Origin of the sequence: Endozoicomonas acroporae, assembly GCF_002864045.1 — a bacterium.
Lineage (GTDB): Bacteria > Pseudomonadota > Gammaproteobacteria > Pseudomonadales > Endozoicomonadaceae > Endozoicomonas > Endozoicomonas acroporae.
This window is the reverse complement of record NZ_PJPV01000068.1, coordinates 13,838-36,333: the sequence shown is the minus strand read 5'-3', so window position 1 is coordinate 36,333 and position 22,496 is coordinate 13,838. Positions and strand designations below refer to the sequence as shown.

At 48.1% G+C, this 22,496-nt stretch carries 18 protein-coding genes, 1 tRNA gene and 1 riboswitch; of the genes, 9 read left to right on the top strand and 10 right to left on the bottom strand.

The genetic code is table 11. The annotated features are described in order from the left end of the window. Positions 1-128: 128 nt before the first annotated feature. Both CX664_RS12000 and CX664_RS11995 read right to left on the bottom strand, forming a co-directional pair. Entirely contained in the window at positions 129-749 is a 621-nt protein-coding gene (locus CX664_RS12000) for a sugar O-acetyltransferase (protein WP_101746967.1), read from the bottom strand. A gap of 275 nt (positions 750-1,024) precedes the next feature. Further along, positions 1,025-2,020 carry a hypothetical protein gene (locus CX664_RS11995; RefSeq protein WP_145999959.1) on the bottom strand — a complete coding sequence of 332 codons (996 nt, stop codon included), beginning with the start codon at positions 2,018-2,020 and terminating at the stop codon, positions 1,025-1,027. A 410-nt stretch (positions 2,021-2,430) separates the two neighbouring features. Here CX664_RS11995 and CX664_RS11990 point away from each other — a divergent pair, with 410 nt between their 5' ends. Then, a complete protein-coding gene (locus CX664_RS11990; protein WP_145999958.1) occupies positions 2,431-3,180 on the top strand; it encodes a hypothetical protein in 750 nt (249 codons plus the stop codon). Positions 3,181-3,417: 237 nt separating this feature from the next. Here CX664_RS11990 and CX664_RS11985 read toward each other — a convergent pair whose 3' ends face one another. The 8 genes from CX664_RS11985 to CX664_RS27010 all read right to left on the bottom strand — a co-directional run bounded on the left by CX664_RS11985 (position 3,418) and on the right by CX664_RS27010 (position 14,283). After that, entirely contained in the window at positions 3,418-4,041 is a 624-nt protein-coding gene (locus CX664_RS11985) for a MarC family protein (RefSeq protein ID WP_244910656.1), read from the bottom strand. Between the two features lie 442 nt (positions 4,042-4,483). Then, a tRNA-Ser gene (locus tag CX664_RS11980) sits at positions 4,484-4,574 on the bottom strand. A gap of 244 nt (positions 4,575-4,818) precedes the next feature. Continuing rightward, complete coding sequence (locus tag CX664_RS11975; protein WP_101746963.1) at positions 4,819-5,325, bottom strand: lactoylglutathione lyase family protein; 507 nt, start codon at positions 5,323-5,325, stop codon at positions 4,819-4,821. Between the two features lie 277 nt (positions 5,326-5,602). Next, entirely contained in the window at positions 5,603-7,723 is a 2,121-nt protein-coding gene (gene rmuC / locus CX664_RS11970; protein WP_101746962.1) for a DNA recombination protein RmuC, read from the bottom strand. 106 nt (positions 7,724-7,829) lie between these two features. After that, entirely contained in the window at positions 7,830-8,486 is a 657-nt protein-coding gene (locus tag CX664_RS11965; RefSeq protein WP_101746961.1) for a ChrR family anti-sigma-E factor, read from the bottom strand. Further along, complete coding sequence (locus tag CX664_RS11960; protein ID WP_101746960.1) at positions 8,483-9,070, bottom strand: sigma-70 family RNA polymerase sigma factor; 588 nt, start codon at positions 9,068-9,070, stop codon at positions 8,483-8,485. Before CX664_RS11960 ends, CX664_RS11965 begins: the two co-directional genes overlap by 4 nt. Positions 9,071-9,494: 424 nt before the next feature. Beyond that, positions 9,495-12,968 (bottom strand): coiled-coil domain-containing protein, encoded by a 3,474-nt coding sequence (locus tag CX664_RS11955; protein ID WP_101746959.1) that lies wholly within the window; start codon positions 12,966-12,968, stop codon positions 9,495-9,497. 271 nt (positions 12,969-13,239) lie between these two features. Then, entirely contained in the window at positions 13,240-14,283 is a 1,044-nt protein-coding gene (locus CX664_RS27010; RefSeq protein WP_206679241.1) for a J domain-containing protein, read from the bottom strand. A gap of 600 nt (positions 14,284-14,883) precedes the next feature. Here CX664_RS27010 and CX664_RS11945 point away from each other — a divergent pair. The 8 genes from CX664_RS11945 (at position 14,884) to CX664_RS11910 (ending at position 22,496) form a co-directional block, all read left to right on the top strand. Beyond that, entirely contained in the window at positions 14,884-16,293 is a 1,410-nt protein-coding gene (locus CX664_RS11945; RefSeq protein WP_241693345.1) for an NAD(P)/FAD-dependent oxidoreductase, read from the top strand. Positions 16,294-16,295: 2 nt separating this feature from the next. Next, positions 16,296-17,231, top strand: coding sequence for a DUF1365 domain-containing protein (locus CX664_RS11940; RefSeq protein WP_101746957.1), 936 nt, complete (start codon positions 16,296-16,298; stop codon positions 17,229-17,231). Then, positions 17,228-18,475: an SAM-dependent methyltransferase gene (locus tag CX664_RS11935; RefSeq protein WP_101746956.1), complete on the top strand. Its 1,248-nt coding sequence runs from the start codon at positions 17,228-17,230 to the stop codon at positions 18,473-18,475. The genes CX664_RS11940 and CX664_RS11935 overlap by 4 nt, the downstream gene beginning before the upstream one ends. Continuing rightward, positions 18,460-19,035 (top strand): DUF3833 domain-containing protein, encoded by a 576-nt coding sequence (locus CX664_RS11930; protein ID WP_101746955.1) that lies wholly within the window; start codon positions 18,460-18,462, stop codon positions 19,033-19,035. The genes CX664_RS11935 and CX664_RS11930 overlap by 16 nt, the downstream gene beginning before the upstream one ends. An 11-nt stretch (positions 19,036-19,046) precedes the next feature. After that, positions 19,047-19,826, top strand: a complete 780-nt coding sequence (locus tag CX664_RS11925; protein WP_101746954.1) for an SDR family NAD(P)-dependent oxidoreductase — start codon at positions 19,047-19,049, stop codon at positions 19,824-19,826. A gap of 53 nt (positions 19,827-19,879) precedes the next feature. Further along, positions 19,880-19,980, top strand: a riboswitch (TPP riboswitch). Positions 19,981-20,123: 143 nt separating this feature from the next. Next, positions 20,124-20,942 carry a bifunctional hydroxymethylpyrimidine kinase/phosphomethylpyrimidine kinase gene (thiD, locus tag CX664_RS11920; protein ID WP_101746953.1) on the top strand — a complete coding sequence of 273 codons (819 nt, stop codon included), beginning with the start codon at positions 20,124-20,126 and terminating at the stop codon, positions 20,940-20,942. Between the two features lie 15 nt (positions 20,943-20,957). Further along, positions 20,958-21,740: an ABC transporter ATP-binding protein gene (locus CX664_RS11915; protein WP_101746952.1), complete on the top strand. Its 783-nt coding sequence runs from the start codon at positions 20,958-20,960 to the stop codon at positions 21,738-21,740. A 3-nt stretch (positions 21,741-21,743) separates the two neighbouring features. Then, on the top strand, positions 21,744-22,496 hold the full coding sequence (locus CX664_RS11910) for an ABC transporter permease (protein ID WP_101746951.1): 753 nt from the start codon (positions 21,744-21,746) through the stop codon (positions 22,494-22,496).

The window sequence follows — 22,496 nt, the reverse complement described above, 5'->3', positions numbered from 1 at the left end:
GGTTACGGGACGCCGAAGGCATCCCGGACGCAACGTCAGATACACAACAGGTGTTATGCAATTTTCCTCATGGCTTGCAGACCAGGAGACTGACAGACTTAAGGCTATTGAAACAGTTTTTCGGATTTTTACTGCCCGACTTCTGAACCAAACCTTAAGTCTTTGTAATAAAACTCTTTATCTTTTTGACCGATTTCTCGCAATACCCGGCAAGGATTCCCCACCGCAACAACATTTGCAGGAATATCTTTGGTTACAACGCTTCCGGCCCCGATGACTGAATTTTCACCAATGGTAACCCCCGGCAATACTACAGAGTTTGCACCAATCCAAACATTATTTTTGATGGTTACTGGTATATTAAATTGTCCTGCTTTTTTCCGCAGTCCCGGCTCAATCGGATGCCCTGCAGTGGCAATGGTAACATTAGGAGCAATCATGACATGATCACCAATATAAATATCAGTATCATCAACAAGCGTTAAATTGAAGTTTGCATAAACGTGCTTTCCAAGATGGGTATGCTTACCCCAGTTTGCTCTTAATGGTGGTTCGATGTAGCAGTTCTCCCCCATTTCAGCAAAAAAACTCGAAAGAATTTGCTCTCTCTTTTTGCTTTCAGAAGGCCGGGTATGATTATAATCATAAAGAGTTTCCAGACATTGCGCTTGCTCATCAACAAGAGCTTGATCATGTGAAAAATATATTTTACCGCTGTGCATTTTGCTCTTAATTTCATCGAGAGACATGTGAATACTTCTCCAACTCACTGTTTATAGAAAAACTGCTTTTCCCATCGAGAGCTTTCGTCTGATTTAACAATCAAAAGTCAAGCATCTAACAATTAATACTCACGATCAATATTTCAAGGCATCACTCGACGCTACTGTACCAGACGCTGGCATGGTTGAATAGACTCTGCTGGTACAACTATACGCGATAAACAAGGTGAGAAGTGACTGTGAGAATCCGATAAAAGATGCAATCGAAAAGTAAAATTTTCACGACTACATCACCAATCAAGTTAAACAGACTTATGAATATATTGTGAAGTATGGTAGAGGACAGGATTTGAAACTCTCTCTCTATCCTCAATAAAATCTCCTTCGTCATTGAGAAACATATCTGATTCATATAAATCATGCCATATATTATTCCCTCGCTGACATCCATCATACAATGATTGAAAATGAGTAGCTTCATCCATTGTAAGACCTTGAGCTGTTGCCACCATAACGGGAAGCAGACGATTGAATCTTGCTAAATGAGCCAGTTCAAGAGCATTACTGTTTGCCCATGTTATACGCTGACGTAGCAACTCACTGGTATAAAAAGGTAATAAATCCAAAGCCAGCTCTTCATTGTTTGTTTTAATCGCTAATACCAGGGGGGTATTTTTTCCAAACTGTCCTGACAGTTTTTTTTGATTTGGTGTAGTCAATAATTCATGACGTGTTTCTTTCAGAAAATTAAATATAGCTCTCGATAAATTTTTATCTCTGGCTGCAATTGCCGCAGTAAATGGTGTATTTACAAAAGGTGTCGTATCAAATTCAAGCAATGCAGATTCAACTCCTTCTCTTTTCAGAAGTAGTGCAATGAACCCTTGCCGCTCTTTTGAATTCAAATTTTTTTTTGCTTCAATTTTTGGAGTATTGGTAATATCAACAATAACCTTAAATAACACATTGGGCCTGAAAGCACCTCCTCTATAGGCAAAAGGATCACCTCCTCTTTGCAATAGTTTTAACGCTCTACCCCAGTCAACCTGACCCGCCGAAAGTACTTTAATAAGCGCTTTGGTTGTTGAACTTTTGTCACTTTCCAGACTTAAGGAGAGAGGTCTTCGCACTTTATCAGAAATAGGTATGTATGTAAGTTTCAGTGGATAAGGAGATACTCTTTTCATCACTCGAAAAGAGCGTTTACTTAATTTCCCAATATCTCCCTTGTGTATAGGGTTACTTTTATCAAAATACCAACTCCTATATGATAGATCGTTCACAGAAGATGGAATCATACCATTACCTCATAGAGAACAAGATTTCTTAACGTGAGTTTGCTAACATCCCGTTTTACTATTTTCTTAATGATGATATCTGTGCAGAACCTCAAGGATCACACTGCTTATCCAGGGATTGTCAGAATGGCTGAATTAATATTCTCATTATACGTCGGCTGCATAGTACCAATCTCGTACTCTTTGGGATTTTATCGGCAGTACGGTTAGACAACTCCAATTCGAAAAGATTCAACATTTCTTATTTGACTATAATCTTTCTGGTTTTACTTCATCATCATTTTTGAAGACAGTTTTTTTCCTGTTTTGGATGGTTAATTGCAGATACACACAACCATTTGGAACTAATTTCATCATGACTTGTCTTCTCTCAGCGAAGTAAAACTTTACCGACTCCTGGAACTTCTCATATGCAACCATTACAGACTATCTCCTCCAGCGCCATGCAGTGTGAAAAATACGAATCATCGGAAACTACAGATAAACATTCACTCACTAAACATTCACTGGACTTTTTAACAAATCAAGAAACATCAAGAATTGATCATGCTATTGTAGAGTTCAAGAAACCAAAATATCTCCATACATGTAACAATAATATTCTTGAGACCCTACAGAAACTACCTGATGAATTAACCAAAAAGCTAGTGGTAGTTATTGCAACTCACGAAGGTAATGGAATAATCACTTACTTTAAAAAAAGTTATAATCATCATGTTTTTATTATGGGTAAAACAGAAGATGGCTTAAGAATATTTGATCCACAGATTCCTCACTCTACATCTATAAAATCCAGTCAGTGGGTTAATGAAGTTTATGAAGAAGTACCCATTAAACACACTCTAACGAACAGTTGCACATTAAGATCATTACCTCAATTCAGGTTTGTTGATGGATTAACATACCTTGAGAATTATGAAGAGTCATTTGAATTTGACACTTTATATCCTGATTATGCAATATCAGAAAATAGCAGCATTCTAACATCTCAATTATGGAAAAAATCCTTTTCACTCAATTTGTATGAAGTAACCAAACTGTTTACAGGCGTTGATTCATACGAAGATGCAGTTCTAAATCATAGAGATAATGAAAGTCCGTTGAAACGTATAGAAGCTCAGCATATTGCATATTTGCGAGATATTTTTGTAAATAGTTAATGTAACTTCAGTGGCGCAACAGGTGTCTGCTGGAATTAATTGCTAGCTCACAAGCCAATGACAAGATAGTCGTTGAAAGAGCCATCAGTCCCTATCAGTGCTATGTCTTCTTTAAACGGCTTTATGGGTCTAAGCTTCGCTAGCAATACAATGCGCCTGGCTAACGAGGTTTAGTAATTTATTTTCAACCTTTAAGGAGGCAATATAGCTACTGTCAAAAACTCTGTAATTTAGACATTACGCCAGATGACTTACAATTTCCAAAACACCCGCTATCAACATTTGAACACCAATGACTGTCAAAATTAATCCCATTAATCGGGTAACAATATCAAGCCCACCTTTTCCAATCAGTGCCATTATCCTGGAGCTGAATATAAAGCAAAAGAAAGTTATCAGGCACAAAAGAGCAAAAATGGAAATGGTCATCAAAACTCTGATTAACTCACCAGATGCAGAATAATTCATAGCTGTTGCAATGGTTCCCGGCCCTGCAAGCAAAGGTACTGCTAAAGGTGAAACTGCAATATTTTCGAGATTACTTTTATGACTGGACTGTAAACTTGAAGCGCTCCCATTCAGCATGTGGTAACCAACAAGAAAAACAAGAATGCCTCCCGAAATTCTTAATGCTGGAAGAGTAATTCCGAAAACATGAAAAATACCTTTACCTAAAACGGAAAAAAGTAACACTATGCTGAAAGTTATTATGAGAGATTTTGCTGCAATTTTAAATCTCTCACTACTGTCACTGTTTCCTACCAAACCATTAAAAGCGGCTGTATTTGCTATTGGATTCATAATTGCAAAAAATCCTAAGAAAACAGACACTGCATGTGTATAAAAATCTTTGCCCATCATTTGCTCCAGCAATATTTCGGAGAAAAAGAACTGTGCTATTCAATCAGAAACACCATCAGGAATAATATAGACAAATATTATTATGTTACTGTTGAAATTGTCGGTTATGCGGTTAGTTCACGCTAAATTCATCGGTGCAGCAGGCGTCTGCTGAAATTTCTGGTCTAGAGACTGCCACCCTCTGGTCGTAGTTAGGGACTGACAGAAACTCGTTATCATGTCATTGGTCAGGTTCACTATGGTCTTGCGCTGTTCCCACCTTCATTAACTAAACTAATGCAATGTGGGATTCTCAGAGTTTGCAGAGAAAAGTTGACTCTAAACTCAAGTTTAAAATCAGTGATTTCAGATCATCAGGTTTTGTGAAAACACTTCTCGAACAAAACTGAAACAAGTTTGTAGAATAAAAGGAGAGATAGTCAAGGAGGTAGAGAAAGATAAATGGCGGTGAGGGAGGGATTCGAACCCTCGGTACGCGATTAACGTACACACACTTTCCAGGCGTGCTCCTTCAGCCACTCGGACACCTCACCATTTGCTCAAAACGTTTATCGCCCCGAACAGGTGGCGTACTTTATATCACCTTCTTCACAAAGGCAAAAAGAATATATACCTACCGACAAAAAAATTACCGAAAGCGATTCAGACCAAACATTTTGTCCGGATACAATAGCCTCTTTACTGAAACTCCAGAGCCAGCCCCACCGGCCTATGCCGTTGGAGCATCTGGTAATCACCACATTCTTATGGCTTGCAGGCCTGATATCCCTTTCCGGCTCAGTTGTAGGCACCCGCTGAGTAGGTCAACTCATAGCTGTGGCTGTAGATTTCCAGGATGTTGCCAAACGGGTCTTCCATGTAGATCATGCGGTATGGTTTTTCACCCGGGTAGTAGAACCGTGGTTTTGCCATACGCCGTTTTCCACCTGCAGCCACAATCTTTTCTGCCAGGCCTTCGACATCCGGATCCTGTACGCAGAAGTGGAAAATGCCGGTTTTCCAGTATTCGAAGTTATTTTCAGGGTTTTCCTGGTTTTTAAATTCGAAGATCTCAACACCGATCTTGTCACCTGTGGATAAGTGAGCAATGCGGAAGTGCTGCCATCCGGCACCAAATACATCGGTGCACATTTCACCAATTGCACTATCGTCTTCTACAATCGTGGTGGGCTCCATAATCAGGTACCAGCCCAGCACTTCGGTGTAAAACTTAACGGCCTTGTCCAAATCCGGAACAGAAATACCGATATGAGAAAAGGTTCTTGGGTATATTTTGTCTGTCATTGTCTTTTACCTCAACAGCAATGGCATCAGTTTAGACGCTAGCTCCGACAACAAAAAATTATCATTATGCACCCCGATGCCAGCCATCATATTTCCTCGGTGCTTAGATCAAACTATGCTCAATTCCGGCATCTTTCTGAGTTTCCGGTTTATTCTGAATGCGCTATTCCCGAACCAACTGTGATTCGGGAATGGCAGGAGATTGTTGAATGTAGTACCAACAGGCCACCAGCTGACTGAAATTTCAACTGCACCAACGTGGGGAGAAATACGCAATCTATGGAGTATCTTCTGACCGGAACTGCTGCTCATAGTCTGGCCAGGAATATTCAGGATTCTCCTGCTCCAGCCTCGCCAGTTCAGCTTCAAGAGATGGTAACTCTCCTCCAGGCGAAGGCATGTCAATGCCCAGTTCTGAAAGCTTGGACTCCAGCACAGAAAAGTCCGGCGTAGTCGGGAGTTCATCTTCATCTGCAACGGTACAGTCTTCAGTGGGAAGATCAGTCTGGTGCAGGCTGTCAGTGGCCTGAGCAAATTCCGGACCGGGCCTTGCCTCCAGTGAAGCCAGATCAGGTGAGCCAGGGTTCTGATGATGCACAGCAGGCTGTTCTGTATTGTCAGGAGTCCGAGCTGCATCGGTTTCAGCCTGTGGATAACGTTCCGCTTCATCTGAGACCGGGTTATCCACAACGGGCGGGGTTACCGGTTCTTCCTCGACGGCTTCTGGTGTGCCCGGCTGTGCAGTGGTGTCGGAGAAAGTGGAAGCCTCTGCGGTCTCAGGTGCAGACTCTTGCACAGAGGGCTCGGCCTCCTGAGGGGCAGTCATTTCATCAACCGGCGCATCGGCTGGCCGTGCCTCCGCCTCAAGTACCAATAACTCTTCTGCTTCCAGGGGCTCCAGGTCGGCTGTTTCCAGAGTTTTGGCAGGCAATTCTTTCTTGACCCGAACACCCAGAGCCAGAAACTGATCCGCCTGGGCAATCAAGTTTCCACGACCGTGCTTCAGTGTGCCCATGGCATCGTCGTAAGTGGTGCGGGCATTTCCCAGCTGGATATCCAGCTTCTCCATCTTCTCTACAAAAACACGAAGTTTGTCGTACACCTGGCGGCCTTTGTCAGCCAGCTTGCGGGTGTTGGCATTTTGCCGCTCAATGGTCCACAGATTGGCAACGGTGCGCAGGGTGGCCAGCAGGGTAGTAGGTGTGACAACCACGATGCGCTTCTCAAAGGCATCATTAAACAACTTCTGGTCATACTGGAATGCCGAAATAAATGCCGGCTCTACCGGCATGAACATAAAGACAAAATCAGGAGCCTTTATTTCCGGCAGGCTCGGGTAGTCTTTCTGGTTCAGGCTGTTGATATGGTTGCGGATGCTCTGGATATGGCGGGCCATGGCTGCATCACGGTCAGCATCGGTCTCAGCGTTGACATACGCCATGTAGTCCACCAGCGACACCTTGGAGTCGATAATCAGATGTTTGCCTTCAGGCAGGTGAACAATAAAGTCAGGCCGCTTGTTCTGGCCTTCTTCATCCCTGAAGTTGGGTTCCCGCTGGTATTCCTGCCCCTTGATCAGGCCACTGCTGTCAAGAATGGTCTCAACCTGCATTTCACCCCAGTTGCCCTGGAGTTTCTTGTCACCCTTTAGCGCCTTTGCCAGGTTCTCGGCATCGTCGGTCATCTTGCGGTTGAGCTGATGCATGGTTTCCAGCTGCTGTTTCAAAGCCGCCCGGCTGGCACTGTCTTCCCGATGAGCCTGTTCAACCTTGTTACGGAATTCACCCAGCTGCTCCCTGAACGGTGCCAGCAGTGAATGCAGCTGCTCATGGTGCTGATCAGAGAGCACTTTTCCCCTGGCTTCAAAGATTTCGTGGGCCAGGTGTTTGAACTCCTGCTTGAGGGCTTCCTTGTTTTCCTGAAGCTGCATCAGGGCTTTCTGGTTCTGAGCCTGTTGTTCTTCAAGGCGGGTTTCCAGCTCCTTTACCCGCTGCTCAGCCTGGCTCCGGCCAGAGCGCTCAGCAGCCAGCTCTTTGACCCGATCCTGAAGATCCCTGTTTTTTTCTGCTTCACGCTTGCGCTCTGAAATCAGCATGGCCTCCAGCCTCCCGACCTTCACCTGATGCTGATGGGCCAGCTCGTTAAGACGTGACGTCTCCTGATGCAGAAGGGCTTTGCCAGCGTCCAGCTGTTCTTGCATGACCACACTCTGTTCCGTCAGCTCGTCCTGCAGATCGGCTTTCTGGTCTGTCAGCTGGGCAATCTGCAGATGCTGGGCATCCACCTCCCGTTCCATTTGCAATCGAAGGCTGTGCTGGGTCTGTCGGCAGACGAACCACGCCATTGCAAACGACAGCAGTGAAGCTAGAGCAACTACGACGAGGGCAGTAAGCGTCATGAAACATTCTCTCTGGAATTACACTGAATGACTTTTTGACAGGTTCGTCGAGATAAAAGTTCAGGTCAATAGCAAAAAATCTTGCTAAAGACCTGACTTGCAGCATTTATAGCTGAAAAAATGGCTGTAAGAGCCGTGGAACCAGACCTTTGAAGCGGAGAGGGCCGTCCGTTGCAATAAGGCAGATACAGCCTTCGTGGGTATCAGCAACCGGCTGATGGGTGATATCCGGGTCCACATCCGCCACATCGCCCACAGAAAACCGACCCAGTTCATCGCTGTAGGACCCCTTTAGGACCAGGGTAAGTTCAGAACCACTGTGGCCGTGGGACGGCATAAAGGTGCCCGGGGAAATTTTCAGCAGTCGCAGTTTGCCCTGAGAGGCTGGCAGAATAAACTGCTTCATGCCCGGAGCCATGGTACGCCAGTGGAGATCACTGAACCATTGGCCAATCATTGGGCGCAGAGGAGCCGGAATATCGCCGTCAGGTTGATCGTCTGGAATTGTCCGTGTCTCGGAATATGCCTCGTCGATCGGTTCGTCCAACATGGCCAGCATCGAATCCCGGGAGCTTTTGGATATGGATTCCACCGGTTCCTGCTCCATCAGCCCAAGGCCGATCAGCTCAGCGTCCGCAACCTTGTCGTGACAGTGGTCACAAACCGCCAGATGACAGGCAACGACCATGGACAGTGCGTCCGGCAGGCTGCAGGCACCGTAGCTGAGCAGGGTGCTGTCATCGGGGTGGTGATTGCAGTTCATGACCCACCTCCAATGCGAACCCGTAATTTATCAAATGCGAGCCTGAGGCCAGACTTGACACTGCCAATGGGCATGTCCATATCTTCGGCGATTTCTCGATGGGATTTTCCTTCGTAATACACTTTATAAACCAATTGAGCCTGTTGCTGAGGCAGGGCACCCAGGGCATCTTTTAATCGCCCTGAATCACAGGCCGCCATGCTGGGTGTGTAACCTGCCTCGGGATAACTGTTCAGCGGGGAGAGCATGTCAGGCTTCTCTTTACGAAGCCGATCAATCCATAGATTTCTGGCAATACGAAAAATCCATGTGGACGCTGTTGCTTTTGCCGGATCATAGCTGGAAGTCTTGCGCCATACCGATAACAGGGTTTCCTGAACCAGCTCTTCAGCCAGTTCTTCATTAGCTCCTTTTCTGACCAGAAAGCTTTTCAGCCGCGGGGCGAAGTAGTCGTAAATCTGCATAAACAGCTGTTTATCACGACTTTTCGCCAGATCAACAAGAACGTGCCTGAAGTCCTGCTTTTGTGCTACCTGATCAGGTTTGAATTCCATAGAGGTTTCAACAAGCCGAAGATGTGCCATAATTCTTTAAATTTCTTATACATAAGTGGTTATACGTAAAAAGTGCTAACAAGGATCTTTTACGATGAATACAGCCACTGTCCTGCATAATACCTCTATTAAACGTCCTGCGTAGCATTTCCTCAACAGAAAATAGCGGTTCTCTGGGTATCTGCTTCATTAATGCTTGACGTTTATATCTCCACTCGTTTGGGAGATACCCAAGTTTGGTAACAGCTTAGTTGCGGGAAAAATATTGAACAAAAAGCGAAGAGATACATTCAACTCACCGGGGTCCGTGGATCGAATGGGGGAATTTCTCTCTACCTTATCTGAGAGGTAGAGAGAGGTTGATTGAACAGCCAAGTTCACTCAAATCCAGGAGGCTGACCGAGAATAGGATGCCCTACACGACAACTGCTCCTGCACCCATGCATCAGACGTACTATAGCAACTGCGGGAGACGCAGGTTTTCAGACTCAGGTTTATTACTCACCACCCAGTCAATCAAACTACTCTGGCTATTTACCTCTGGTAAGTCTGTGACCGTTTTCACCCATAAGATACCCACCTCTCTTGCAAATATCTCGCTGGTCAATACCCGTGAAGAAATGCCATGAGTGCTCTTTGTATGAAGGGCCAGCGGATTTATTCCACTGGAGCCCAAAGACTCTGAATCTGATACGACGTCAGAATCCAGGGCACCACCATCAGGCACCACACCATCGGTAACATCTGGCACCTGAAAACCAAAATGACGCTGTGTTGTGTACTGCTGCAACTCATTCAGCACGGTTTGCGGCTGCTTCCTCAAATCAATCCCAAAGGGGATACCAAAACCGGCTTCTGCGGATGTCGCTTCTTCAGTGCTCGCACCCAGAGCTTTGAGCACTGGTGCGACCAGGGTAAAACCAATATCTTCCAGGTTGCTATGGCTATCCCCTCCTGAACCATGGGCAAAACTGACTGTATTTTGTCTGTCCAGATTTTCATTTAAAGACCAGCGTGCCTCATAAAAGGGATTCCCTTGCTTTAAGCCCTCAGGCATCCGAAGATTTGCCCCAAGAGGACTGTAGTATCGTGCAAGAGAGCTACGCAGGTAAATTTGACGATGGTCATTAGGCAAGATGCTATCAAGTCTCACCTGAAAGCTGGCGCCGTTAAAATCGCTCTGGTCAGGAGCAAAAGCGTACACCTGCACAAGCTTGATCTTTGTCGGCTGGTGATTGCCGCAATTATATGCTTCCATCATTCTTTCCTGGACATCGAAAGGCAGAGATTCAAAAGGAATATCTGTACTGGTGACAAGGGATTTGATCTTCTCAGACGAAGGCTTGATGCCCACACTGGCAATAGAGTAACTGTTATGAGATATGATCGTGTTGGTGAAGTTCAACGCATTGGCAAATGACGCCAGGCTATCGCCATTGGCACGAACAGGTCTGGTCATCACAGGCCCTGCATGCAGAAGAGTACTTTGCCTGACCGGAGTATGTGCAACTGGTGGCTGGAGGACGTTTTGGCTGCTCGGCACGGCCGGAATGGCAGAATGTGATGAAGCAAATTGGCCTAACAGTGCGGACATATTGGCTGTCGCCGCCGCAAACCCCGCGTTTGAAACGGCTCCCTTCTTGCCAAATTCATCCATCTCTTTTTTAAACGCAGCGACCCCTTTTTGCAGCAAAACCTCCGGTTGAGGCTCAGCTGGAGTCACCTGCCCCTGGCCCCCACCTGATTCAATGAGACTTAACTGTTTATTCAAGTGGCCAAGTCTGGTTGACAACTCTGTCCGTAAAGGTCTGAGTGCATCATCAGTGAGCCTGCCAATCATCTGTGTTGCTTTTTCCAGATTACTTCTCGCCTTGGTAATAAGATCATCTTTAGCAGAGGAATTCGGGTTGCTGGTTAAAGCTTCAATTGGTGCTTCTGCAACATCCAGCACTTTACTGATGTTATCTACTTCGGTGTGATCCTGATTACCACTTACAGTCTGAGCGCTGGCAGCAGTGGGTTGACCGCTGCTTGCCCCTCCTCCCTGAAGCTTATCCAGTCTGCTGAGCAAAGACGAACACATACTTTGCAATCGTTCACGTTCATCACGAAGATCCCTCCCAGTCAACTCTTGAATTATTTTTTCACTGATCTGATGCAGATTCGCCTGAACTTCATCCATGTGAGTTTGATTAAGAGGAATTCCATTAACGGCTTCACGATTTTTTTCTTGACCGCTTAACCGGACTTCAGCCTCGCTAATTAATTGATCAATGTGCGCAATCACCTTCTCAGCATCCCCCCGGGCAGAAGATTGCATTTGTGCAGCGGCTGCGGAGCCTTCAAACTTACTCAACCTCTCCTTCAAATTACTCAGCCTGACAAAACAATGATCCGCACCCTCTTCCAGAGAGAGTGACTCGGCATTCACCAATGCTGCTCTGGCCTGTTCAACCTGATGCAACTTAGTACCACCGCTAAAATCACATTCCATCACTTTTATGATATTTTCAGCTTTCTCAAGCTCAGTGATTAAATGATTTTGTTGGACGTTTTTCTGAATTTCAGAAAAACTTTGTTTTAGAATACTGGACTCCTTGATCAATTGATTTCGCAGCTCTCCAGAAGGAATCTTTCTGACAATTGCATCAAGGGCATCACGTTTGGCAGAAAAAGAACTAACTTCCGCTGGTAATTGTTGATACTGAAAACCCTTAAGGTCACTTTTCAGGCCTTCCAGGATTTCAAAAGCAGTAACCACTGAAAACCACTGACTGATACTGATATTTAACTCGCTCAATCGCTCCTTGAGTTCTTCCTTATGGGGCCCGGACTCTGGAGAACTGAGCTTGCCAATCTGATCATCCAACGCTTTAACTTTCCGTTCCAGAGCCTTTATTTCAGTTTTGTTGTCTATTTTTGGCTCACTCTGAGCCAACGTCTGTTTCAGCCCATCTATCTGACCATGGAACTCAATCACCCTGGCCCCCTCTTGCATGGCTAACTGTTGTTGCTGGAGGCCATCAAGATCGGCTTTAGCTTGAATATATTGTTCCTGTAGATTCACCGGCAAGTTAAAACCAAGTCTCATTATGTCCATTTGAACCAAACTTAATTGATGCTGGAAATGTGGACTTTGAAAATCCTGCGTTACTCCCTGCTGTAAATGAGCAATTTGAGTGTTCAATTCCGCTAACTTAATTTCAGCTTGAACTACATCGTAGTTCGGTGGCGCCGAGGGTGTCATTGTCGGAGCATTCCCCGAAGGTAATAATGGTTGCCCCTCCATGGTAAATGCCGGGTTTTCAGCAGGTGGCAAGCCTGGCTCGTTTACCCCCTGACTCTCTTGCCCAAGGCTACCAATGGCAGAGCGAGCGGCATCCAGTTTCTGTTGACATTTGTTCATTTCACCAGCAAAGAAATTCATGTCAACAAAATAGGGCTTGTGGGGTTTCCCATTCACTCTTACATCTGTGCCATTCAAAAGATCACATAAACCTTTCGCGACCTCCAAATTATCGCCACTCCCCCCCTGATCAATCGCTTTCTCGCTTTCTTCTTTAACTTTTAGAAAAACATTCATTATGGCACTGGTCTTACGATCCTTTAATTGTGCACGGCGATCACAGTCTACGGGCAATCCATACGCCTTAAGGTCTGTGACAAGATTATCCCTTTTCCAGAGTTTGTCATGAACTCTTGCAGCCTGAGCACAAGTATCCTCTGCGAGCTGCTTCATTCCCCCTTGCGTCATTTCCTTGAAGAAATTACTTAAAACATATTTATTGACATTTTTGCCATTAAAAACAACAGTTGTCGCATTTATACCCCCACCCTCGTTAAAGCCTGGTGCTTTATTGAAACCTGGTACCTCTGGAGGCTGTGTCGGAAATACCGGACTCCGGGTAGGAAATTGCGGTGTATTCATGAAAAATGCTCCTGGTTGAAAGTTTTTCTGACAAGTTTGATTCTTCGGTCAAAGAAAAGTTCAACTATTTACTTAGATAGCTTTTTCATTTTAATTTTTTTTCATAGCAGGACTTTTGATTGAAGAGGCAAGCCATGTTTTATTGCAAACTCACTCATTGATTCATTTAAATGAAACCTGAAGACCAAAAATCACAATCACTTTTAACTTTACACAATTAAGGTTTGAATTTGGTACGAAAGGCTAAGAATAAAGCTGAATAATAAAACGCTTAGTTTTTGAATAAGTTTGAATCCTCAGTCAGGTGCCTGTGTGCTTCAGAGATTTTTTTAAAGAACTGATTGCTCTCTACGTTCCCGGAATTTTTATCCGGGTGATGCTTTAATGCCAGTTTTCGATAGGCTTTTTTTACATCATTCAGGCTGGCATCTTTCGTCAATCCCAGGGTTTCCAGTGCCTCTTCATTACGCTGTTCCATCTCATTTGCCGGTACCTGCGGTCTGGCATCTTTTGGCCGAATTTCCTGGACAGATTGGCGCAGTTCATCCACATTCCCGGTGGACAGTTCTATTAAGTTATCCGCCACGGCTTGCGCCTCTGCCGGGGCAAAGCCTTTTTTCTCAATCTCCTGAATCATCCAGGGACGCAGTTCGTTTTTGATGTATTCGGGGCTTGCCACTGCGCTACCACGGACATCAGGAGCAGCAACAACCCACCGCTGAAAATCCGTCAGATTAGTGCCTGCCATGCTCAGAGCATCGGTAATGGCCTGGCGGGCATGATCAGGGTCATAGCCTTTGGCGGTAAATTGCCCCATTGCCCACTGATAATTTTTCTGCTGTTCTTGCCTGAAGGCGGCCTGTGGGCTCAATGGTGTGCTGTTTACCATGACTTCCACTGCTCGATAATCAGAGCCACACCGGGATAACACCGTATCGGCCATTGTTTTGGCAACATGGGGGGCATACCCTTTGCCTTGAAATTGCTTGGCACTCCAGTCAAACCATTGCCCACGAAGAGGGTCTTTGGCTACCGGCTGGTCAACCTTGCTACTGTTGTTGACTGGCTGTTGCTGAGGTTGATTGCCTCGTAACCCCGGAACCTGACGAGGCCGTTCCGAAGATTTGGTGATTCTCCTCGAATGCAAAGGTCTGGTTGTGGCTCTCATTTTCTCCGTGGTTTCATGCCCCAATACCCTCATAAACCCCGTGGTTTCATGCCCCAACTCCCTCATAAACCCCGTGCTTTCATGCCCCAACGCCCTCATAAACCCAGTGCTTTCATGCCCCAAATCCCTCGCAAATGTACGAGCCATGTGACAGTAAGCCCTTTTAAATTTTTGAATTTTTCGTCCAGATCTGGTTTTGCCCGTAGGCACCTGAGCAGGTTGTGTATTATCTTCTACAGGGTATTTATTATGTCCGTTTATGCCCCCAACACCATTCATTGATCGCTCCCTTTCCCGATGATCAGAACATGAAGTTTGCTTTTCAGGCAATTCCTCAAGCTTTATTCAGCCCGAAATCAAGAAAATATTTATGATTTCATTTGGTGATTTACTTAGTCAGGTTATCGGGGTAATTGATGTTAGTCTTAACTCCCTGCGGGCAGTAATAACTGCGGGAAATATTCTTCTTGAGAATTCTATACCGGGGCTCTCCAGTCCGAGCCCTTATAGTTTATGAGCATTTTTGTCATGCTCCACTTGCCTGATTGCGCCCATGCTCCTTTATTTACAGTGGCTGAAACATTATTGATTGATTTTCCATATAAATGGGTGAACCATTACGACACTCTGTTCGTAAATTTTCTGCATGGTACCTTACTGCTCTGATGAAAGGTTTTTGTAGATAAGAATTACTTATTGGCACTCAAACCTTTTTATAGCGAATAAAATCAACAGGGAGTCTCATTTGTGTCCACAAAAGGAATGAACATAGCTGTCGTCGGTTCCGGTATTAGCGGACTCTCCTGCGCCTGGCTACTTTCCAAACAACATAACGTTACCTTATTTGAAAAGGATGATCGCTTCGGCGGCCACAGCCATACTGTGTCTGTGGGCGATGAGAAGCCCATTCCCGTCGATACCGGCTTTATTGTTTTTAATGAGAAAACCTATCCAAACCTGATCGCTTTTTTCAAGCACCTGAAGGTGCCTTTTGTCCCTACGGATATGTCTTTTGCCGTTTCTCTGAACAACGGCTCTACTGAGTACGCTGGTACTGATCTTTCCGGACTATTTGCCCAGAAGAGCAACCTGCTTCGTCCGGGCTTCTGGCTAATGCTGGCTGATATTCTGCGTTTCTATCGCAACAGCGAAAAATGGATGGGCAGCCTTGAGCATGAACAGGGTATAGATGCCTCCCTGACCCTTGGCCAGCTACTGCATCGTGAGCGCTTCAGTCAACGGTTTATTCATGACCACCTGATTCCCATGGGCGCTGCTATCTGGTCAACACCTGCGGACAAAATGCTGGACTACCCGGCTTTGGCTTTTCTGCGCTTTTGCTCAAATCATGGTCTGCTGCAACTATCGGATCGCCCTCAGTGGCAAACCGTGAAAGGAGGCAGTCGGGAGTATGTTCAGCGGATTATTGATGAGCTGAGTACATCGGCGCTCACTAATCGCTGTATCCGCAAAATAAAACGGTTTCCTGACCGGGTTCAATTGACCGATTTCCAGGGTAAAGACTGGCATTTTGACCATGTTGTCATGGCCTGCCATGCTGACACCACGCTCAGCCTGCTTTCTGAGCCAGACGAGTTTGAACAGCATTTGCTGGGCGCTTTTACGTTTCAACGCAACAAGGCTCTGCTGCACAGCGATGAACGACTGATGCCTGACAACAAAAAGGCCTGGGCCAGCTGGAACTATCTGGGTTCACATACATCAGACCCCGGCAATGAGCAGGGCCCAGCGGTTACCTACTGGATGAATAATCTGCAGCATCTTGACGGTCCGCCACTGTTTGTCACGCTGAATCCCCAGCAGGAGCCGGCCACCGATCTGATTCATGGTTGCTACCTGTACGACCACCCTGTGTTTGATCGCGCCGCGATCGAAGCCCAGGAGAAAATCTGGAAGCTCCAGGGCAGAAACCGCACCTGGTATTGTGGTGCATGGATGGGCTATGGTTTCCATGAAGATGGACTTCAGTCTGGCCTGGCTGTCGCAGAGAGCCTTGGAGGCATTCGCCGCCCCTGGCAGGTCAAAGGGGAAAATGACCGGCTCCATCGTCCGGATCTGTTTGGCCGCAGCTTTTTTGACCCGGGTGTTGCCAGCACGCAACTTGAATCCTCTGAGCCTCGGCAGCAGGAATCTTGAGAATGGAGTCTTCCTCAGGTTCTTCTATTTATGTTGGCGAGCTGATGCACCACCGGTTCAAACCGAAGAAACATCGGTTTTCTTATCAGGTGGCTTCCTGGTTGCTGGATCTGGATACCATTGAGGCGCTGGATCAGCAGCTCTCCCTGTTTTCCCTTAACCGGTTTAATGTTGTGTCTTTTTACCCCCGTGATCATGGTGATGGTTCAGAGACACCGTTGCGGGAACAGATCAATCGGTTGCTTCACGACTATAATATTGAGACACCGGATAACGTCAGCTTACTTTGTTATCCACGGATGTTTGGCTATACCTTCAACCCACTGGCGGTGTACTTTTGCTATCGGGATCAACAGCTGACCGCCATCGTCTATGAAGTCAGCAATACCTTTGGCGAAAGGCACTCCTATGTGGCGGCCGTCGAGTCTGGAGAGCAGCCTGAAAAGCCATCGGACGATCAACGACTGATAGAGCATAGCAGGCAGATTGTTCAACCAACCATTCAACAACAGGCCGATAAAGCTCTGCATGTTTCCCCTTTCTTTCCCATGGACTGCTATTACCATTTCCGGATCCAGCCCCCCAAAGAGAAGGTTACTCTCGCCATTAACCTGAACGATGCCAGCGGCAAGCTGTTCACTGCCGTGTTCAAAGGGCTGCGCAAAACCATCACCGATCGTTTTATCGTAAAACAGACCATGCTGCTGCCACTGCAAACCGTGAAAGTCATGGTGGCCATCCATTGGGAAGCCTTGCGGCTCTGGCTAAAGGGCATATCGATTTACTCACACTCGCCGAGACATTTTTTTTTCAGCCATACCCGTGCAGAAACGCCAAAAGCAAAAGAAAAAAATTTTGCGCCCTACGCCGCGATGAACGGTGAGAAAGCAAAATATTTTTCACAAAACAATACAGCGAACAGGGGGAAGAAACCATGAACTCAACCAGCTCCACGGAGATCACCAGCAAACCCTGGTTCCCTGCGCTGAGAAATGTACTCTCCTGGCTGGAAAAAAGATTGGTCAAGGCGGGGGTGAGCAGAATTGAGCTGCGCATTGATGGCAACGAAAATGTGATGGTGGGGCAGTTCCGGTCAGGCACTCCCATCCCCTGTCTGCATATCCATAATCCGGTGGGGTTAATCCAGCAAGGCAGCCAGGGGTTACTGGGCTGGTCAGAGTCGTTTATTAATGGCGACTGGAGCACTCCGGACCTGAAAGCGCTGACCGACTGGGCCATGGCCAATGAAGACAATCTGCTGGAGGTGATGACAGCCAACTGGTTCAGCAATCTGTTTAACCGGGTGTTGCACAAAATACGCCGCAACAGTCGCTCCGGCAGCCGTCGCAATATTGCCGCGCATTATGACCTGGGCAACGACTTTTACCAGCTATGGCTTGACCCGACCATGACCTATTCAAGTGCCCTCTATTTTGATGAGCATGAGGACCTGGAAACCGCACAGGGCAATAAGTACAACACCATTGTCGACTGGCTTGAGCTTCGTCCGGGGCATTCCGTGCTTGAGATAGGCTGTGGCTGGGGCGGCTTTGCCCGGGCACTGAATCAACGGCACCAGGGCGCATACAAAGGGATAACACTGTCGCAGGAACAGCTGGCCTATGCACAACAGATGTCGGACAACCAGTCCCATCAGTTCAGTCTCACGGATTACCGGGATCTCCATGAGCAGTATGACCGTATCGTTTCCATCGAAATGATTGAGGCCGTGGGTGAAGAGCACTGGCCGGTCTATTTTGAAAAACTGTACCGCAGCCTGAAACCCGGAGGTTCCGCCGTTATCCAGGCCATTCTGATTGACGACGCCCGTTTCGAGGAGTATCGCCGCGGTGTTGACTTTATTCAGCGCTACATCTTCCCGGGCGGCATGTTGCCCAGTGACAGGGTAATGAAAGATCAGGCCAAAAAGGCCGGTTTGGCCATAACCAATACCCTCTCTTTCGGTCTCGACTATGCAAGAACGCTGGATGAATGGAAACGGCTTTTTCTTTCGGCCTGGCCTGCCATTGAACAGCTCGGATTTGATCAGCGCTTTAAACGCCTGTGGCAGTTTTACCTGGATTACTGCACGACCGGTTTCCAATTCAGGAGTATTGATGTTTGCCTCTACAAACTCACCAAACCTGTGTCAGGGGAGGGCGCATCATGCGAGTCGCGTTAACAACAATAAAAGATTGGACGTCGGGACGAGCCTGGCTCCTGACCCTACTGTTTATGCTGACGGGGTGCTCAGCCATGAATATTGAAGATTATGCAGCTAGTGAACCAAGTCTGAAAATTGAACACTACTTTGCCGGGGAAACCGTCGCCTGGGGCATGTTTCAGGACCGGTTCGGCAATGTTCAACAGCGGTTCAAGGTGTTGATGACCGGAGAAGTCAAAGACGGTGTACTGACTCTGGATGAACGCTTCATCTATTCCGATGGTAACGAGTCAACCCGTATCTGGAAGGTCAACATTATGGGTTACGGACAGTACCTGGGCACCGCCGGAGATATCGTTGGCCAGGCCATTGGCCGCAGTGCCGGCAATGCCTTTAACTTCAAATACCAGATGCGACTGCCCATCCGTGGCCGGGAGTGGGTGGTGACCTTTGATGACTGGATGTTCCTGCAGGAAGATGGCGTACTACTGAATGTGGCCACCATGAGCAAATGGGGGATCAAGCTGGGTACTCTAACGGTCGCCTTTGAAAAAACCGGGCCAGAAGAAGAACCATAAAGGCAGCAGATATGAACTCTACTCAGGATACAGCACCTTTTAATGCTCCGGTGGTCTGGATCACCGGAGCCAGCCAGGGCATTGGCGAAGCCGTTGCCATTGCCCTGGCCCGGGAAGGAGTGACCGTAGCGGCCAGTGCCCGAAATGAGGAACGGCTGGCAGCACTGGCCAGGCAATCAGATGCACTGCCAGGCAGGATCGTTCCCTATCCGCTGGATGTGACTGATCAAACAGCCGTGCATGAGACGGTCAACAAAATCATTGCCAATCATGGTGCCATTGACCAGGCGATTTTAAATGCCGGCACCTATATCGCTTCGCCCGCAGCGGAGTTTACCAGCAATGTGGTGCGCCAACAGATGGAACTGAATCTGATGGGTGTCTGCCACTGCCTTGAGCTACTGATCGCTGCCATGAAAAAACAGGGTAAAGGGGTGATTGCCATTAATGCGTCGCTGGCAGGCTATCGAGGCCTGCCCAAAGCGGCGGGCTATGGTGCCAGCAAGGCGGCGTTAATCAATATGGCGGAATCCCTGAACTCGGAGCTCTGGCGAGAGGGTATTGATATCAAAGTGATCAACCCGGGTTTTGTCAAAACACCATTGACCAGCAAGAACCGGTTCCCCATGCCTTTTCTGATGGAGGTGGATAAGGCCGCAGAGGTCATCGTCCAGGGGATGAAGGGCCGGCAGTTCGAGATTCGCTTCCCGCGCATTTTTGCCGCCATCCTGGGGCTTCTGCGTCATCTTCCTTACCCGCTGTATTTCTGGTTGGTCCGTAAGACCGGATAAGCACCAATTCATTCAATCGCTGGACAGCCTTTGGCAAACCCCATAGACTCCGCCGGTGTTGGTTGGGGTGTTCTGCCAGTGATGGCAGAACTGAGATACACCCATTGAACCTGAACCAGATAATGCTGGCGTAGGAAACCGACGGGCCTGAGAGCTGCTAAAACCCTGATGTACTGACCATCGTGCATGCCTGTTAATCAATGCATTTTATTGCCTCGACAGGAACCGCAACACCCCGCCCGTTGTTCCCGCCAGTCCTAATGATATGGAGTTTCTCTTGTGGAGCGGCGCGAGCTTATGTCTTCTACACCCATCGCATTGACCATTGCCGGTTCTGACAGTGGTGGTGGTGCCGGCATTCAGGCAGACCTGAAAACCTTCTCGGCCCTTGGTGCCTATGGCTGCAGTGTGATCACTGCGTTGACCGCCCAGAACACGGTGGGTGTTCAGGGTATTTTTGATGTCTCACCCGCCTTTGTCCGGGAGCAGCTGGACTCGGTCTTTTCCGACCTGAACATTTCTGCCGCCAAGGTGGGCATGCTGAGCCAGCCTGAAGTGATTGATGCGGTTGCCCGCGCGGTCAGTGATTACCAGCCGAAATACCTGGTGGTTGACCCGGTGATGGTGGCCACCAGCGGTGATGTTTTGCTTCAGGAAGCTGCCATCGATAACCTGCGTCGCAAACTGATTCCCAAAGCCACCCTGATTACCCCCAACCTGCCGGAAGCGGCGGTGCTGCTGAACTGCCCCCGACCTGAGTCACTGGCAGACATGGTCGCTATGATTGACCCGTTGATGGCGCTGGGAGCCAGTGCAGTATTGCTCAAAGGCGGCCACCTTGCCTCAGACCGGGGCAATAACCAGGCCGTTGATCTGTTCCATGACGGTAACACCCTGCACCAACTTGAGTCTCCATGGATTGAAACCCGAAATACCCACGGCACAGGCTGTACACTGTCGTCTGCTGTCACCGCGTTGCTGGCCAGGGATTACCCTTTGATCGACGCCGTGCGCTCTGCCAAGGAGTACATTGCCGGTGCCATTGGCCATGCCGACCAACTGAACATCGGTTCTGGCCATGGCCCGGTCCATCACTTTTACCGAACCTGGTCATAGAGAATACCGCAACGCATGTTTGATGTGATTATTCGCCGGGCCAGCCTGAGATTTGGCAACCACTGTGTTTTTACCGACCTCAACCTGACCCTTAAAGGCGGCCAGTGGACCTGCCTTCTGGGCGGCAGCGGGGTGGGTAAAACCAGTCTGCTGCGTCTGATTGCCGGTCTGCCTGCGGGCGAGACAACGGGAGAAGTGGTTTGTCAGGATGGCTTTTCGGTTCATCACCGAATCGCCTGGATGGCGCAGCAGGACCTGCTGCTGCCCTGGTTTTCGGTACTGGACAATATCACCCTGGGGCAGCGCCTGCGTCGCAATCTGACCGATGTGTTCACCCGTCGTCCGCTCTTATCAGCCGAGGTTCAGGACCAGGCCATGTCCATTCTGGAAAAGGTAGGACTGAACGCAAAAGCCGACGTTCTGCCCCAGCACTTGTCCGGCGGTCAGCGCCAGCGGGTAGCACTGGCCAGGACGCTGATGGAAAACCGGCCACTGGTATTAATGGATGAACCTTTCGGCGCACTGGATGCCATCACCCGGCTCAATTTACAAGACCTGGCCTGTGAGCTGTTACAGAACCGTACGGTGCTGTTAATCACCCACGACCCCCTGGAAGCCCTGCGCCTTGGCCATGAGGTTTATCACCTGAGGGGACATCCGGCCCGACTGACGGATGCCATTACGCCACCGGGCAAGACACCCCGCTCACTGGATGATAATGACCTGCTGGCCTTACAGGGCAAACTGCTGGATCGTTTACGTCATGAGTCGTTTGATGAACAGGCTGGAGTGCCATAAAGAATGAAAGACTCCGTCAAACCCTTTGTCGTCCTTATTGGCCTGCTGATGCTCTGGCATACCCTGGTGATGGCCTTTGAGATGCCATCCTACATCCTTCCCGGTCCGTTGGCGGTGGCCAACAGCATGGTTGACAATGCCAGCCTGCTGTGGGAACACACGCTGGTTACCCTCAGTGAAATGCTGCTGGGTCTGTTACTTGGTGTTCTGCTGGGCATTATTCTGGCGCTGGTGCTGGTCTATTTCACCGCGTTAAGACCCTGGCTCTTACCGCCATTGTTGATTACCCAGGCCATTCCGGTCTTCGCGCTCGCACCGATATTGATGCTCTGGTTTGGTTACGGCCTGACGTCGAAAGTGGTGATGACCATTCTGGTGATCTTTTTCCCCGTGGCCACCTGTTGTTATGACGGACTGCGCCATACCCATCAGGGCTGGCTGGATATGGCCCAGACCATGGGCGGCAACCGGCTGGCCATTCTGCGCCATATCCGCTGGCCTGCGGCACTGCCAGCCCTGGCTTCCGGGCTGCGGGTAGCCGTTGTGGTGGCACCGATTGGTGCCGTTGTCGGAGAGTGGGTTGGCTCCAGCGCTGGCCTTGGCTACCTGATGCTTCAGGCCAACGCACGACTCTGGACTGACCAGATGTTTGCTGCGCTCACCGTGCTGGCCTTCTGTTCCGTCACCCTTTACTACACTACCGACCGTGTTTTACGCAGACTCATTCCGTGGCAACCGGAGACTTCCCAGGAATAA